The sequence below is a fragment of the Pseudomonas sp. URMO17WK12:I6 genome, from assembly GCF_003253625.1.
Classification (GTDB): domain Bacteria; phylum Pseudomonadota; class Gammaproteobacteria; order Pseudomonadales; family Pseudomonadaceae; genus Aquipseudomonas.
Map to the genome: position 1 here is coordinate 450863 of NZ_QKYZ01000003.1, position 14991 is coordinate 465853.

Consider the following 14991-nt stretch of genomic DNA (forward strand, 5'->3'; position numbering starts at 1 on the left):
TTTCAGGAACAGGTGCTTGGCGCGGCTTAAGCGCTTAGTTACGTTTCAAGTATGCCCTTGACCTTATCCCGCAGTTGATCAATCGAGAACGGCTTGCCGATCACATGCATGTCATCAGGCACCTCGATGCTTTCGGCATAACCGCTGGCGAACAGAATCGGCAACTCGGGGCGCAGCATGCGTGCCTGCTTGGCCAGCTCCCGACCGTCCATGATTGGCAGCCCCACATCGGTCATCAGCAAGTCGATGTGCCGATCCTCATCGTTGATGAAATCCAACGCCTCTTCGCAGCCATCGGCTTCAAGTACCCGGTATTCCAGTTCCTCCAGCACATCGACGATCAGCATGCGCACGATGGCATCGTCTTCGACGACCAGGATGGTGGATGCGTTGGTGGACATAGTGGGGCTCTCAAAGGTTGGATTTGCGATAGCGTCGATCGAAATCGCCGGGCTCTTGCATGAGTAAGTGACGGATCACGACAAGTTCCCGAGGCGTTACAAAGAACAATAGCCGCACAATAGCCGCACAAGAGCCGCACAGAGTAACCGCTCCTTTGCGCTGGGGCAGTGAAATGCAGGATTTTGCCGAAAAACGTGTCAGAAAAATGGATACCCTCGGCTGATTTGGGGCAGACTCGATGGCTTTCAACAGTTCGACAAGGCTTCCCATGACCTCTGCGCCTGCGGTTGATGAGCAACGATTCCGTAAACTCCTGAGCCGCAACGTCAGCCTGCCGTTGGGTGTCGGTGTCATCAGCGCGGCGTTCTTTGTCTTGCTGATCACCTATCTGTTGTCGGTGATCCAGTGGGTCCAGCACTCGGACCGGGTGATCAATAATGCCAATGAAGCGGTAAAACTGACCGTCGATCTGGAAACCGGTATGCGCGGTTTCCTGCTCAGTGGCGACGAGCATTTTCTCGAGCCCTATGAGACGGCCAAGCCAAGAATAGTGGCCGCCCTCAATACCTTGCTCGAACTGACCGCGGACAATTCGGTGCAAACCGACCGCTTGCACCGGCTCCAGGCCTTGCAGACGGAATGGGCCAATTACGCGCAATCGATAATCGATTTGCAGCGCGCAGGCGGTGATTACCGCAGCGTCGTCAAGGTCGGGCGCGGCAAACGGTTGACCGATGAGATCCGCAAGCAATTCGAAGACGTGATCGACATGGAGCAGCAGTTGCGTGCCACGCGCAATGAAGAAGTGCGAAGCGCCACAATCTGGAGCATCGCCCTTTATCTGTTGTTCGTAGCCGGTATCAGCGGATTGCTGGCCTATGTCGGCCGCCGGGATCTACTCAACCTGTCCCGCAGCTACAGCGTCAACCTCGCCGCGCAACAGGCCAGCGCCCGGCGTCTGGAACAGCAGGCCTGGTTGCGCAATGGCCAGACCGAACTGGCCGAGCAAGTCCTGGGGCAGTTATCGCTCAATCTGTTGGGCCGCAATATCCTGCAGTTCTGCGCGCAATACCTGGGCAGCGCCGTCGCGGCGATCTATGTCCGTGAGGAGCATGGTGGCCTGAAGCGCATCGCGTCTTACGGCTTCTCCCGGGAACAGGAAGCACTCGAGCAGCAGATTTACAATGGCGAAGGGATTGTCGGCCAGGTGGCGCAACAGGCGCGCCTGATTCGTCTTGATGAGGTGCCAGGGGACTACTTCAAAGTCAGCTCCGGCCTGGGCGAAGGTTTACCACGCAGTGTACTGGCGGTGCCGACCAGCGATGACGATCGCGTCAACGGGGTGATCGAACTCGGTTTCCTGCGACCGCTGACAGATCGTGACATCGAGTTGCTCGAACTGGTTGCCGGCAACATCGGCACCTCGATCGAAGCGGCGCGCTATCGCCAGCGCTTACAGGAAGTGCTGGCCGAAACCCAGCAACTCAACGAAGAGTTGCAGGTTCAGCAAGAAGAACTCAAGAGCGCCAACGAAGAGCTGGAAGAGCAGTCGCGGGTTCTCAAGGAGTCCCAGGCTCACCTGGAAACCCAGCAGATCGAGCTGGAGCAAACCAACGAGCAACTCGCCGAACAGGCGCAGATCCTGGCCGAGCAACGCGACGCCATGGACCTGAAGAACGGCCTGCTGAATCAGGCCCAGCTCGAGCTCGAGGCCCGCGCCGAAGAATTGCAGCGTGCCAGCAAGTACAAATCCGAATTCCTTGCCAACATGTCCCACGAATTGCGCACGCCGCTGAACAGTTCGTTGATTCTGGCGAAATTGCTGGCGGAAAACCCGCAGGAAAACCTCAGCGCCGAGCAGGTCAAGTTCGCCGAGTCGATCTATTCCGCCGGCAACGACTTGCTCAACCTGATCAACGACATTCTCGACATTTCCAAGGTTGAGGCCGGCAAGCTTGAGGTGCGTCCGGAGAACACCAGCGTTGCGCGCCTGGTGGAAGGCCTGCGAGGAATGTTCGAGCCGTTGGCCGCGGACAAGAAACTGGATTTTGAAGTCGAATTGCGCGCTGACGCACCGCTGATGCTGTTCACCGATCGCCAGCGCCTGGAGCAAGTGATCAAGAACCTGTTGTCCAACGCGGTGAAGTTCACCGAAAAGGGCACAGTCAGCCTGATTGTCGCGGCTCAGCCAGGCGAGGGCATCGCCTTTATCGTCCGTGATACCGGGATCGGCATTGCGCCGGATCATCAGGACAGCATTTTTGAAGCCTTCCGTCAGGCCGACGGCACTACTAACCGTCGTTACGGCGGAACCGGCCTGGGCCTGTCGATTTCTCGTGATCTGGCCACCTTGCTGGGCGGCTCCGTCAGCCTGACCAGCACGCCGGGGCAGGGCAGTGTGTTCACCCTGGTGTTGCCGCAGCACTACATCGAACCGGGCGATACGCCTGTCGAAACGATGAAAGCTACGCCGGTGACCATGCCGCAAGCCATCGTGGTTACCGCGCCTGTGCCGCTGGTTGCCGAGGTCGAAATCGCGCGTTTCGATGATGATCGCTACGGGGCGCCGTTCGCCACTCGTTGCATCCTGGTGGTGGAAGATGAGCCGGACTTTGCGCGTATCCTCTACGATCTGGCCCATGAACTGGGTTATCAGTGCCTGGTGGCCTACGGCGCCGATGAAGGCTACGACCTGGCCAGGCAATTCATCCCCGACGCGATCCTGCTGGACATGCGCCTGCCGGATCATTCCGGGCTGACGGTGTTGCAGCGCCTGAAAGAGCAAGCCGAAACCCGGCACATTCCCGTGCATGTGATCTCGGTCGAAGACCGTGTCGAGGCCGCCATGCACATGGGCGCCATCGGTTACGCGGTCAAACCGACTACGCGCGAGGAGCTCAAGGAGGTGTTTGCCCGCCTCGAAGCCAAACTGACCCAGAAGGTCAAACGCATATTGCTGGTCGAAGACGACGATCTGCAGCGTGACAGCATTGCCCGATTGATCGGCGACGAGGACATCGAAATCACCGCCGTCGGCCTGGCGCAGGATGCACTCGATTTGCTGCGCACCACGATTTTCGACTGCATGATCATCGACCTGAAACTGCCGGACATGCTTGGCAACGACTTGCTCAAGCGCATGTCCTGCGAGGATATCTGCTCGTTTCCACCGGTGATCGTCTATACCGGACGCAACCTGACCCGGGACGAAGAGGCCGAGCTGCGCAAGTATTCGCGCTCGATCATCATCAAGGGCGCGCGTTCGCCCGAGCGGTTGCTGGATGAAGTGACACTCTTCCTGCACAAGGTCGAATCCCGGTTATCCCATGAACGCCAGACCATGCTCAAGACCGCCCGCAGCCGCGATAAGGTGTTCGAGGGGCGCAAAGTGCTGCTGGTGGACGACGATGTACGCAATATCTTCGCCCTGACCAGTGCGCTGGAGCACAAGGGCGCGGTGGTGGTGATTGGCCGTAACGGTCGTGAAGCAATTGAGCGATTAAATGAAGTCGAGGACATCGACCTGGTGCTGATGGACGTGATGATGCCGGAAATGGATGGTTTCGAAGCCACCCAGGAAATCCGCAAGGATCTGCGCTGGCGCAAGCTGCCGATCATTGCGGTGACGGCCAAGGCGATGAAGGACGATCAGGAGCGCTGCTTGCAGGCCGGCTCCAACGACTACCTGGCCAAGCCCATCGACCTGGATCGCCTGTTCTCGCTGATTCGTGTGTGGTTACCGAAGATGGAACGCCTCTAATGGAGCGCAGCGAAATCGAACTGAGGTTGTTGATCGAAGCGATCTACCTCAAATACAGCTACGATTTTCGCGATTACTCCGGCGCGTCGATCAAGCGTCGGGTCAACCATGCATTGAGCCAATTCGAGTGCAATACCATCTCGGCGCTGCAAGAGAAGGTCCTGCACGACCCAACCGCGTTCATGCAGCTGCTGCAATTGCTGACGATTCCGGTCAGCGAAATGTTTCGCGACCCTTCGCACTTCCTGGCGCTGCGTCAGGAAGTGGTGCCGCTGCTCAAGACCTATCCGTCGATCAAGGTCTGGATTGCCGGTTGCAGCACCGGCGAAGAGGTCTATTCGATGGCGATCCTGCTGCGCGAAGAAGGCTTGCTGGAGCGCACCATCATCTACGCCACCGACATCAACCCGCGCTCGCTGGATAAAGCCAGGCAGGGGATTTTCTCCCTGCAGAATGTTCGGGCCTACACTCACAATTATCAGCAGGCCGGTGGTCAGCGTTCGTTCGCCGATTACTACACGGCGGCTTATGACTACGCGATTTTCGACAAGAGCCTGTGCGACAACGTAACGTTCGCCGATCACAGCCTGGCCACTGATAGCGTATTCTCCGAAACTCAATTGATTTCGTGTCGTAATGTGCTGATTTACTTCAACAAAAAGCTTCAGGATCGAACGTTCGGCTTGTTTCACGAATCTTTGTGTCATCGGGGCTTTCTGGCACTGGGCAGCAAGGAAACCCTGGATTTTTCGGCCTATGGCAATCAGTTTGAGCCGTTGGTCAAACAAGAAAGGATCTACCGCAAATCATGAACCGTGCAGGTATTCCTTGTGTAGAAGCTATCGTGATCGGTGCTTCGGCCGTCTTCGTGTCGAGCGGGAACAAATCCCATGCTAAGTAACATCCAGGCCAAATTGCTGATCGTCGACGACCTGCCGGAGAACCTGCTGGCGCTTGAGGCGTTGATCAAGCGGCAGGACCTCATCGTCTACAAGGCCTTGTCCGCCGACGAAGCCTTGTCGTTGTTGTTGCAGCACGAATTCGCGCTGGCCATTCTCGATGTGCAGATGCCCGGCATGAACGGCTTTGAGTTGGCCGAGTTGATGCGCGGCACGGAAAAAACCAAAAGCATCCCGATTGTGTTCGTCAGTGCCGCTGGCCGTGATCTCAACTACGCATTCAAGGGCTACGAAAGCGGAGCCGTGGATTTTCTGCACAAGCCGCTGGATGTTCACGCGGTCAAGAGCAAGGTCAATGTCTTCGTCGATCTGTATCGCCAGAGCAAGGCGATGAAGCAACAGGTCGAAGCCCTGGAGCAAAGTCGCCGCGAACAGGGGGCGTTGCTCGAACAGTTGCAGAACACCCAGAAAGAACTGAAGCAGGCGGTGCGCATGCGCGATGACTTCATGTCCATCGTTGCGCATGAAGTCCGTACACCGCTCAATGGCCTGATCCTCGAAACCCAGTTGCGCAAAATGCACCTGGCCCGGGATAACGCCGCGGCGTTCACCCTGGACAAAATGCACGCCATGGTCGAGCGCGACGAACGGCAGATCAAAAGCTTGATCCGCCTGATCGAAGACATGCTTGATGTGTCGCGGATCCGCACCGGCAAGCTGTCTATCCGCCCCAGTCGGTTTGACCTGGTGCAACTGGTGCACAATCTTTTGCAGAACTTCGCACCGCAGGTTGAGGCCGCAGAGTCGTCAGTCAGCTTGATCGCCGACCAGCCCGTGATGGGCGACTGGGACGAGTTTCGTATCGAACAAGTGATTTGCAATCTGCTGACTAATGCGTTGCGCTATGGTGCCAAGAGCGCGATCGACGTTCGCGTGTACAATCACCACGGGCAAGCGCGGGTTGAGGTTCAGGATCGCGGTATCGGGATCGGTGTAGAGAATCAACAGCGCATTTTTCAGCAGTTCGAGCGGGTTTCCACCAGGGCCGTGGTGGCGGGGCTGGGCCTGGGGTTGTTTATTTCGCAGCAGATTGTCGCCGCCCATGGTGGCTCCATTACCGTCGAGAGCCGGATTGGCGAAGGCGCCTTGTTTCGCGTTTGTCTGCCGCTGCAGGAAAACAGCCCGATGAACGCAACCTCTGATTGACCACATGGTCGTATCAGCAGCTATTGACCGAACAAAGGTTTTCCATGAGTGAAGATGCACAAGACGTGGTACTGATCGTTGAAGATGACCCTTCGATTTTGATGGTGCTGTCCGCTTATTTGTCGGGTGAAGGTTACCGGGTGCTGCAAGCCGAAAATGGTGAGCAGGCCTTTGAGATCCTGGCGAGCAAACCAAACCTGGACATGATGATCACCGATTTCCGCCTGCCTGGCGGGATTTCTGGCGTGCAAATCGCCGAACCAGCCGTGAAGCTGCGACCGGAACTCAAGGTGATCTTCATCAGCGGTTACCCGCAGGAAATCCGCGAGACCGACAGCCCGATCACCCGCAAGGCACCGATCCTGGCCAAGCCATTCGATCTGGATGTGTTGCAACAGATCATGCAGGACATGCTCTCCTGAAGCTGCGGCAGCTCCTATGCAAGAGTGCTTCAGATTCTGATCATTTCCCGTACCTTCGCCGTCAGCAGGTCGAAAGTGAACGGCTTGGTGATCATCTGCATGCCGGGGTCAAGAAAACCACCGCGCACGGCAGCGTGTTCGGCATACCCGGTGATGAACAACACTTTGAGGTCGGGCCGGTATTGGCGGCCGATTTCCGCCAATTGTCGGCCGTTCATCCCGGGCAACCCCACATCGCTGATCAACAGGTCGATACGCTGCCCGGAGTCGAGTATCGGCAGCGCGCTATCGGCATCGCCCGCCTCAACGAAGGCATAGCCCAATTCACTCAATACGGCGCTGACCAGGACTCGTACCGCGGGATCGTCCTCGACGATCAGCACGGTTTCGCCTTCCCGGGCGTAAGGCGCGTGTTGCAGATCGGCTTGTGTATCTTGAACGAGCTCACCACGAAAACGCGGTAGAAACAGACTGACCGTGGTGCCTTTTCCGACTTCACTGTGGATGGTGACGTGGCCGCGGGACTGTTTGCTGAAACCGTAAATCATCGACAACCCCAGGCCCGTGCCCTGGCCGATGGGTTTGGTGGTGAAGAACGGGTCAAAGGCCCGGTTGATGGTGCTTTCCGGCATACCGTAACCGGTATCGGTGACGCTCAGGGCGATGTAATCACCGGGTTGGAGATTGTCATGGGCTTGGGTGTATTGCGCATCCAGATGCTGGTTGGAGGTTTTGACCAGCATTTTTCCGCCGTCGGGCATGGCATCCCGGGCATTGAGTACCAGGTTGAGCAGGGCGCTTTCGAGTTGGTTGGGGTCTGCCTCGGCCACCCACAGCTGGTCGTCCAGTTGCATTTCCAGGTGAATGCTTTCGTTGATGCTGCGTTGTAACAGTTCATCCATGGATGCCACCAGGACGTTCATCTCCACGGGTTTTGAATCCAGCGACTGGCGTCGGGAGAACGCCAGCAGTCGGTGAGTCAGGCCCGCCGCGCGGTTGGCGGACGTCACCCCCAGGTCGATCAGGCTGTCCAGGTCCTCGGTGCGCCCTCGGGCCAGGCGTCGACGCAGCAGCTCCAGGCTACCGATGATGCCGGTCAGCATGTTGTTGAAATCATGGGCAATGCCGCCGGTGAGTTGACCGACCGCTTCCATTTTCTGCGATTGTCTGAGGGCTTCTTCGTTGTGACGCAATTGTGCCGTGCGTTCTTCGACCTGTTGTTCGAGGGTTTCCAGAGTATTTTGCAGGCGCAGTTCGCTTTGGCTCAGATCAATCAGTCGGTCCCGGGCTTCATACTGCCGTCGTCGCCCGCGCAACGCGGTGGTGACCAGGCTGATCAGGGTCACCGGATGAAATGGCCGCTCGAGAAACGTTACATTGCCCAACTGAGGGCCGAGCCGAGATGCCGGGTTCTGTTCCGGGCCTCCGTGGTGGGTCAGCAGTACGATCGGCAGGTCGGACCATGCCGGTTGCTGCTCGATCAGACCGAGCAGCGGTTCCAGGTCTGCGCCCAACAAGGCCTCGGACGCAATCACCAGCAATCCGGCGCCTTGCTCAAGTTCACTGCACAACGCAACAAGATCCGGGGTGATGATCCCGTCGAACCCGGCTTCGTTGAGTATCATCAGCGCGATCTGGCTGTCGCGTCCCACCGGCGCAAGAATGATTGCGCGTTCGGACATCGCCTCGATGACGGTCACTTGACGTCTTCCTGAAGCAACGGATTACTCGCGCCCATGTAAATCGGCACGCCGCGCAACACACCCTGGAATGCATCCAGCGGCTCACCGATGGTGATGCCCTGGCTGCTGATGCGGTATTCGCGAATGGTCGATTCGTGGCTGCCGGTGCGTTTCTTGATGATCGAGATTGCCCGGCGAACCTTGCCCAGCGCCTCGAAGTAGCGCAACAGAATGACGGTGTCGGCCAGATAGGTAATGTCGACGGGCGCCTGCATGTCCCCCACCAGCCCATGCTGAGCGACGGTCATGAACGTCGCGGCGCCCTGACGATTGAGGTACAGCAGCAACTCGTGCATGTGCAGCACCAGCGCATTTTCCTCGGGCATCGCGGCCTGATAACCGTTGATGCTGTCGATCACCACGGTTTTGATCTGGCCCTCATCGACATAACGGCGAACCCGGTGGGAGAACTCGCCGGGGGACAATTCGGCGGCGTCCACTTGCTCGATCATCAGGTTGCCGGTGTCTTGCAATGCCTGAAGGTCGATGCCGATGTTTTTCATCCGCTCGAACAGCAGTCCCAGCTCTTCATCGAAGATGAACAGCGCGGCCTTCTCACCACGGGCCACTGCCGCAGCGGCGAAGATCATCGAGATCAGCGATTTGCCGGTCCCGGCCGGACCGAGAATCAACGTGCTGGAGCCCGTCTCGATACCGCCACCGAGCAGGGCGTCCATTTCCGTGATGCCACTGGTCAACTGCTGGCGGGTATAACGCCCGCGGTGTTCGGCTGCGACCAGTCGCGGGAACACATGCACGCCGTCGCCCATGATAGTGAAGTCATGGAAACCGCCACGGTATTTCTGGCCGCGGTACTTCACCACGCGGATGCGTCGGCGTTCGGCACCGTAGGTGGGCGTCAGCTCTTCGAGACGAATCACTCCGTGGGCCACGCTGTGTACGGTTTTGTCGAGGGATTCGGTGGTCAGGTCATCGAGCAGCAGCACCGTGGCGTCGTAGCGCACGAAGTAATGCTTGATGGCCAGAATCTGCCGGCGATATCGCAAAGAACTCTGGGCCAACAGACGGATTTCGGACAGGCTGTCGAGCACCACGCGAGTCGGCTTGACCCGTTCGACCACTTCGAAAATCTGTTTGGTGGTTTCACCCAGCTCCAGGTCCGAGGAGTACAGCAGGCTCTGCTGATGCTCGGCATTGAGCAGGCTTTCCGGCGGCGTCAACTCGAAGATGTGGATGTTCTCATCGAGCTCCCAGCCGTGAGACAACGCGCCCTGGCGCAGCTCGCGCTCGGTTTCCGACAGCGTGATGTACAACGAGCGTTCGCCGGCAGAGGCGCCAGCCAACAGAAAATGCAACGCGACGGTGGTTTTGCCGGTTCCGGGTTCACCCTCCAGCAAGAACAGATGGCTGCGGGACAATCCACCGGCCAGGATGTCATCCAGACCTTCGATACCGGTACCGGCTTTTGCGCTGATCAACTCGTTAGATGTAGTCAAAAAATGCCCTCTCATGACTAGGGGAAGCGAGGCAGCAGGCTTCAAGTGCCTGAAATGGGCTGCCTGATCACTTGACCTTTCGTCGAGTCGGCGGTTCAACCTTTTCTTGCTCTGATTTGTAGCGGCTACCGAGAGATCGTTTATAGCCCTTGCTGCAACGCCGGATCATCCGGATTGAGCTGCTCGAGCTGCGCCAACAGGATCTGTACGTTCTGCAGCTGCCCGCTTTCCTTCCAATAGTTGATCAACAGCACGCGCGCCTTACGATCGGCCGGGTGACGCTGGACGATTTCCTGCAGCTGTTTCTGCGCGGCCTCCAGCTCTTGTTCACCATGCAACGTGGTGGCCAGGTCGTAGCGGTAATCCTTATTGTCGGGTTCAAGCTCCACGGCTTTGGACAGCCCGAGCAAGGCGAACTCACTTTGCCCGTGATGCAGCAACCAGAGCCCCAACGCATGTTGCAAGTAGGCCGAATCGGGCTGGGCCTTTAACTGCTTCGCCAACAATTGCTGGGCGGCATCGCTTTGGCCCAGTCGATCCAGCACGTCAATCTGCATCACCAGTGCCGGCAAGTTGCCGGGCGCCAGTTGCAACGTGCGCTCCAATGCCTGCTGCGCGTCCTTCAGTTCGGCATTGTGCAAATGCAGGCGTGCCAGCTGGTACTGGGTGTCGGCGCTTTCCGGCTGCTGCTTGAGGACCTGCTCCCAAGCGTCAATGGCTTGCTCCAGGGGGCCGAAATACAACCCCAGCTCATCCGGAGACAGCCCCAGCAAGGCGTTGACCGCCGCAAACCGGACGCTTGGGTCGCTGTCATCGAGCAAGGGCCCGAGCAACAGACTTCGCTGTCCATTGGGCACTAAACCGCTGATGCTTTTGATCGCCGCGATGCGTACCTCCGCCGATGGATGTTGCAGGTCCGCATCCGCCAGTTTCAAGGCTTGCGGGCTGGGGTAGTTGGGCAGTTCGGCATGCAGCCAGACGCGGCGTTTGTCGGACAGGTCAGGGCGGCCCAATTGCTGGTAAAGAACCCGCGCCGCCCCCGGTTGACCCATGCGTGCCTGGGTCAGCGCTTCGCTGTAGCCGCGTCGAATTGCCTCCGGCACCACGGGCGTCGTGCTGCGCAAAAAAAACCAGGCAAGGGCGAGGGCAAACAGTGCACAGAGGCTGATGAGCAGATAGCGGCGGGACTGAGGCATGCAGGAATCCGGGAGCTGACAGGCTTTTACAAGGTCACCAGCTTCGGTCAGGCCGGGCTGTGAGTCAAACCCTGGCTCAGTTCAGCACGTAGTCATCGGGCTCAAGGGCCGGTGGCAAGTCGGTTTGCCCCAGCGCTGCCAGCACTTCGCGCTCCAGCGTGCGCAAAATCGCATTGCACGGCAGATCGTTCTCATCGAAGCCGAACGGGTCTTCCAGATCGTCGCCAATTTCGTCGAGGCCGAAAAAGGTGTAGCTGACAATGGCGGTAATCACCGGTGTCAGCCAGCCAAGAGATTCGGCCATGGCGAACGGCAACAAGATGCAGAACAGGTAGATGGTGCGGTGCAGCAACAGGGTGTAGGGGAAGGGCAGCGGCGTACTTTTGATGCGTTCGCAACTGGCCTGGACCTGACTGAGGCTGACCAGTCGCGTTTCCAGTTGGGTATAACGCCATTCGCTGATCTGGCCGCGTTCGGCAAGGGCCGAGCACCGGACGCCAATCCGCTGCAAGAGCGCGTCAGTGATGTTCGGATGCTCTGCGTCCACGGCATCCTGCGTCCACGGCTTGATGGCGCTCATCTCGTTTTCAACGCGCAGGCGGGCGATCAGGCCATGGGCGAACCCGCAGAGTTCACGCAGCATAAGTTCACGTTCGGCCGCCTCCATCAGCCCCTGGGTTTGACGAATCAACGATCGCACTTCGATGATCAACTGCCCCAGATGCTTGCGGCCCTCCCACCAGCGGTCGTAGCAGGCATTGTTGCGAAAACTCATGAAGATCGACAACGACAGACCCAGCAGGGTGAACGGCGTGGCGTTGACCTTGGAGAAATACGCCGGGTGCCAGATCTCCACCAGCACGATTACCGACGCCAACAGGGTCACCAACAGACTGCGCAAGGCAATGCGCTTGGCAATCGAGCCTTTAAGGGAAAACAACATGCCGAGCAGGTTCGGCTTGGGACGCACAATCATGGACAGGGGCTTTATAGAGAGAGTGATGCTTGCGCAGCGATTTCAGCCTAGGGGCATGGGGGGATCCTGTCCAATCGCTTTGGCTGACGAAGTGATCGACAGGCTCTATCAGCGCAGGCGTGTCCATCGGCGAAATGGCCTACAGGCCTTGTCGACATTGAAACTCGTCGAAGCAAGGAAGCAATGACTACGCTTCCAGGAGATGACTCGATGAGCGCTCCCATGCAACCGCTGCTTCAATACTTCAAGGCGATTCTCAACCCCGGACGCGAGGTGCTGCTGTTTGCCCTGAGAACCATCGTGGCCGGGTTGCTGACGCTGTATCTGGCCTTTGTGTTCGACCTCGACCAGCCCAAGTGGTCGATCATGGCGGTGATCATTGTCAGTCAGCCATTGGGCGGCATGGCCCTGGCCCGAAGTTTCGGCCAGATCATCGGCACCACGTTGGGCGCGGCAGTCGCGGTGTTGATCATGGCCATTTTCCCCCAGGCGCCGCTGCCCTTCATCATCACCCTGGCCTTGTGGTTGGCGCTGTGTACCGCCGGCGGCACCTTGTTGCGCTACACCAGTTCCCAAGCGTTTGTCCTGAGCGGTTACACGGCGGTGGTGGTGGCACTGCTGGCGCAACCCGATCAGGAGGGTACGTTCCTGCTGGCAGTCACTCGCGTGACAGAAACATTGCTGGCGGTGGCCTGCGTGTGCGTTGTCAGCCTTCTGACGGCGCGACCGGAGGCGGTGGCCAAGGGTTACTTCGCCAAGATCGATCAAGTGATCAAACTGCTCGCGACTCACGCGGCAGCGGTGATTCGAACCGAGGAAAGCGAGGCCGATTTCCACAAGCGGCAAATGCAACTGTTGGGCGAGATCAGCGCCCTTGAAGGGCTGCGTCGACATTTGTACTTCGATGCACCACGGTTGCGCAATTCCAATAGCCTGGTGCAATTGCTTGGCAATCAACTGGTGCTGCTGACTTCGCGGCTGACGGCTTTGCGTCACCAGCGGCAATTACTCACCGAACGTTGGGAGGGCGCGTTGCCGGAAGAAATACAGCGGTTGCGCAGCGAGGAACTGGCATTCCTTGATGAGTTGGCCGTGCAAGGTCGCTCATTGTCGACCGAGGCGCGGCATCATTTTTTGGCGCTGCAACAGCGTTTCGATGACCAGGCCTACAAGGCCGAACAACTCACCGAGACGATGCCTGCCACGCTGCGTTCATTGGCCTGGGCACTGCGCTGGGAGCAGGCACGGATGTTGGAGCAACTGGGGCAGATTCTGGAACTGAGCGACGCGATCCAGGAAGGACGGGAAGCCAGTTGCGTGTTCCGCGGCCAGGACAACCCGTTGCATCTGGACTTCACGTTGGCAGCAATGAACGCAATCCGGGCATTTACCGCGTTGCTGGTGGCGGGGCTGATCTGGATCGAGACTGCTTGGGATGGGGCCCGTGGCGGGATGATTGTAGTGGGGATTCTCTGTTCGCTGATGGCGACTTTTCCGCGGCCGTTGCTGGCCAGTCAAAGCTTTGCCAGGGGGCTGGGTCTGGCCTTGGTGGTGTCGGCGTTCTATCTGTTCATGCTGATGCCGATGATCAGTGACTTCGAGTCGCTCGCCTTGTTGTTTGCGCCATTGCTGTACGCGGTCGCGGTGGGGCTGGCCAGTCCGCCAACCACTGGCACAGGCATTGGTCTTGGACTGACGACCATGTTGTTGCTGGGGCCGCAAAACGCAGGAATCGGCCAAAACAATGCCATTCAGTGGTTCGAGTTTGCCGGTGCGTATATCTGCGCGGCCGCGATGGCGCTCAGCGTGTATGCCTTGATCTTCCCGTTCAGGCCCGATTTACGAATGCGCCGGCTGTTCAATGAAAGCTGCGAGCAGGTCTACGCTTTGTTGAAGACGCCGGCCACCGATGAACAGCAATTTGCGTTTGAAAGCCGTATGGTCGATCGCCTGACCATGATGTTGGGACTATTGCCGGCGACCAGCGACAAGCATACCCGCGAGCTGTTCGAAGTCAGCCTGGGGTGCATGGCGCTGGGGGTGGCGTTGAACCAGCTCAGGCAGCAGGGGCAGAGCAATACGTTGTTGAGTACGCAACAACAGAACCGTTTGCTGGCGGCTGTCCGAGAGACAGGGCGATTGATCGCCGGGCGACCCGGGGTTGACCTTGTGCAGTTGCTCGGAAGCTTGCATGTCTTGGGCGATGAAATGGACGACTTGCATCTAGACGTACATGAACACCTGTGGTCGGTATTCAGGATGCGCGTGGCGTTGTTGATCGTGGTGTCGTTTCTGGAGCGCCATCGCAAATACTTTCAACCCGCAGACAAGGAAGGAGTGCCAGCCCTTGCCCATTGATCTGGAAGTGGGGGGCGTCTATCTGCCGCCAATCGCCCAGGCGCTGTTGCTGGCCTTGCCGATTTTTCTGCTGTTGGACTGGACCTTGCGCCGCCTGGGGGTATTGCGATTTGTCTGGCATGAAGCCCTGTTCGAAGGCGCGTTGTATGCCTGCGTATGCGCAACGTTGATTCTGGTGATGGGCGCCTGAGCTGTAATTTCAACTGGGGCCATTAACGTTGAACCGCGCATCAGCTTCTGAGCGGACTCTGTGCGTTGGCGTACAGACTCGTGCCTGTGAATACACTCAATCTGGGCTCTGTCAGATTGCTGGACGCGCTTTGAGCGATAGTCAACCAGCCAGTTTCTTCATGCGTCCGAGGAGATAGCCATGAGCTTGGGCACAATTCTGTTAATTATTCTCATCCTGCTGTTGATCGGTGCGTTCCCGAGTTGGCCGCATAGCAGGAGCTGGGGATACGGGCCAAGCGGTGGGTTGGGCATTGTGGTGATCATCGTCATCGTGCTGCTGCTAATGGGGCGACTTTGATTGACTGGCGCCGGGCTTGACTGAACAGCGGCATGTTGCTGTTT

12 protein-coding genes are annotated in these 14991 nt (G+C 58.3%); 7 read left to right on the forward strand and 5 right to left on the reverse strand.

What is annotated here, in order from left to right:
• Positions 1–38: 38 nt before the first annotated feature.
• On the reverse strand, positions 39–401 hold the full coding sequence (locus tag F475_RS08015; protein ID WP_111453626.1) for a response regulator: 363 nt from the start codon (positions 399–401) through the stop codon (positions 39–41).
• A gap of 269 nt (positions 402–670) precedes the next feature.
• Between F475_RS08015 and F475_RS08020 the strand changes: the two genes are divergently transcribed.
• The 4 genes from F475_RS08020 (at position 671) to F475_RS08035 (ending at position 6689) form a co-directional block, all read left to right on the forward strand.
• On the forward strand, positions 671–4162 hold the full coding sequence (locus tag F475_RS08020; RefSeq protein WP_111453627.1) for a response regulator: 3492 nt from the start codon (positions 671–673) through the stop codon (positions 4160–4162).
• Complete coding sequence (locus tag F475_RS08025) at positions 4162–4974, forward strand: protein-glutamate O-methyltransferase CheR (RefSeq protein WP_018926029.1); 813 nt, start codon at positions 4162–4164, stop codon at positions 4972–4974. Before F475_RS08020 ends, F475_RS08025 begins: the two co-directional genes overlap by 1 nt.
• Positions 4975–5052: 78 nt before the next feature.
• Complete coding sequence (locus tag F475_RS08030) at positions 5053–6267, forward strand: hybrid sensor histidine kinase/response regulator (RefSeq protein ID WP_018926028.1); 1215 nt, start codon at positions 5053–5055, stop codon at positions 6265–6267.
• Between the two features lie 44 nt (positions 6268–6311).
• Positions 6312–6689, forward strand: a complete 378-nt coding sequence (locus F475_RS08035) for a response regulator (RefSeq protein WP_018926027.1) — start codon at positions 6312–6314, stop codon at positions 6687–6689.
• A 29-nt stretch (positions 6690–6718) separates the two neighbouring features.
• Here the strand turns inward: F475_RS08035 and F475_RS08040 are convergent, their stop codons facing one another.
• The 4 genes from F475_RS08040 to F475_RS08055 all read right to left on the reverse strand — a co-directional run bounded on the left by F475_RS08040 (position 6719) and on the right by F475_RS08055 (position 12060).
• Positions 6719–8389, reverse strand: a complete 1671-nt coding sequence (locus F475_RS08040) for a response regulator (RefSeq protein WP_111453628.1) — start codon at positions 8387–8389, stop codon at positions 6719–6721.
• Positions 8386–9888 (reverse strand): ATPase domain-containing protein, encoded by a 1503-nt coding sequence (locus F475_RS08045; protein WP_111453629.1) that lies wholly within the window; start codon positions 9886–9888, stop codon positions 8386–8388. Before F475_RS08045 ends, F475_RS08040 begins: the two co-directional genes overlap by 4 nt.
• A 140-nt stretch (positions 9889–10028) precedes the next feature.
• Positions 10029–11084 (reverse strand): tetratricopeptide repeat protein, encoded by a 1056-nt coding sequence (locus F475_RS08050; protein WP_018926026.1) that lies wholly within the window; start codon positions 11082–11084, stop codon positions 10029–10031.
• Positions 11085–11160: 76 nt separating this feature from the next.
• A complete protein-coding gene (locus F475_RS08055; RefSeq protein WP_111453630.1) occupies positions 11161–12060 on the reverse strand; it encodes a bestrophin family protein in 900 nt (299 codons plus the stop codon).
• A gap of 210 nt (positions 12061–12270) precedes the next feature.
• Here F475_RS08055 and F475_RS08065 point away from each other — a divergent pair, with 210 nt between their 5' ends.
• The 3 genes from F475_RS08065 (at position 12271) to F475_RS08075 (ending at position 14947) form a co-directional block, all read left to right on the forward strand.
• Complete coding sequence (locus F475_RS08065) at positions 12271–14418, forward strand: FUSC family protein (protein WP_111453632.1); 2148 nt, start codon at positions 12271–12273, stop codon at positions 14416–14418.
• Positions 14408–14608 (forward strand): DUF1656 domain-containing protein, encoded by a 201-nt coding sequence (locus F475_RS08070; protein WP_008026537.1) that lies wholly within the window; start codon positions 14408–14410, stop codon positions 14606–14608. Before F475_RS08065 ends, F475_RS08070 begins: the two co-directional genes overlap by 11 nt.
• 180 nt (positions 14609–14788) lie before the next feature.
• Complete coding sequence (locus F475_RS08075) at positions 14789–14947, forward strand: DUF3309 family protein (protein WP_105341824.1); 159 nt, start codon at positions 14789–14791, stop codon at positions 14945–14947.
• Positions 14948–14991: the final 44 nt, after the last annotated feature.